Annotated in this window: 1 protein-coding gene; it reads right to left on the reverse strand. The window is 60.8% G+C overall.

Translation table 11 applies throughout. The annotated features are described in order from the left end of the window. Positions 1-1,365, reverse strand: a 1,365-nt coding sequence (locus V6767_RS22645) for a hypothetical protein (protein ID WP_448475498.1), incomplete at both ends; no start/stop codon positions are given.

The raw sequence follows: 1,365 nt of genomic DNA on the forward strand, positions 1-1,365 counted from the left end.
GCCCAGGCGGACGCATTCGTCCCGGTCGAATCCGTCCAGTTCTGGGTGGCCGAGGTCCATGTTCCGGAACCACCGACAAGCCCCCCCGTGTAGGGCGGCGGCGCACCGCCGTTCCAGTACTGGGCGATCTCGTCATTGGCGTCATAGATCAGCAGGCGGATCATGCCTGGCGCGTAGAGCCCGGTGCCGGGCGTGACGACGTCCAGTTGATGGTCGGCGGTTACACCATTGATCGTTGGCGCCTGCAGGAACATCGTGTTGGGGACATCCTGCAGTGTTCCGGTGTACTGGATAATGTTGTAGACCTGAGCCGATCCCGAGACATTGACCGTCAGCAATCCGCTCCGGATGTCGAGGTCGCCGGTGGAGAATATCGGCTGCCCGGCATTCGCGTCGTTGAGATTGGCCACGATCTTGCTGCCCGGGACATTCCCGTAGAAGGGATCAGTTTCTCCTGGATGCATTGTCACCGAGGAGCCGAGTTTCAGCGTGCTGCCCTGGGTATTGTGGATCTCGCCGCCGGCGACGATGTCGACGACACCTCCGACAGCGCCGGTGCCGCTCATGATTCCGCCGACCTGGACCGCGCCCAGGAAGGCGGAACTGTCGGAGTTGAAGATAACCTGATGGTTTCCTCCGGTGAGCCAGCCGGAGATCCAAAGGCTGGTGGTGGTGTCGCTGGCGACTTTACTGCTGATGACATTGGTGGTCGTAACAGTACTGTCGTCGGAGGTGCCGGACCAGATCTGGAGTGTGGACCCCGGCGAAAGCACGATATTGCCCTTGACCGAGCCGACCTCATAGGGGCCGATGTCGAGAACGGCGCCGCCAAGCTGGAGAAATGCGGCCTCGACATAGGTTGTGCCGGTATATTGCTGCGCGCCGCGTAAGATAACCATACCACCGATGAATTGCGGGTTGGAGGGCGCCGCATCCGATATGACGAGATCCTGCACCGAATTGTCGGCGCTGTTATAGATAATCGTATCGATGACTGTTCCTCTGGGCACGTAGGTCACAATGGTTCCATGGGTGCCGCTTGCCGGCGCCATCTGGAATTGCCCGCCGGTGATGGTGTAGAAAACGCTGTCGCCGGCGAACTGGCCCGGGGGCACGGTTCCGATCGTGATGGTGTCGAACTGGATCGTTCCGTCGACGGTGACCGTTATATAAAAGGCCTGGTCCTGGCCGGTCAGAAAGGCATTCATGCCAGGCTGGTTGACCCAGGGCCCGGCGGGGTTCGTGTTGGCTGAATTGGTCCAGTTGGCGACGCTGGTCGACCATGTGCCGGCATAGCCCACAAGGGAGGAGCCGTCTCCGGAAGTGCCTCCGGCGTTCCAGTAAAGATCGTCGGCATAGGCGGCT

Source organism: Martelella sp. FLE1502 (genome assembly GCF_053484255.1).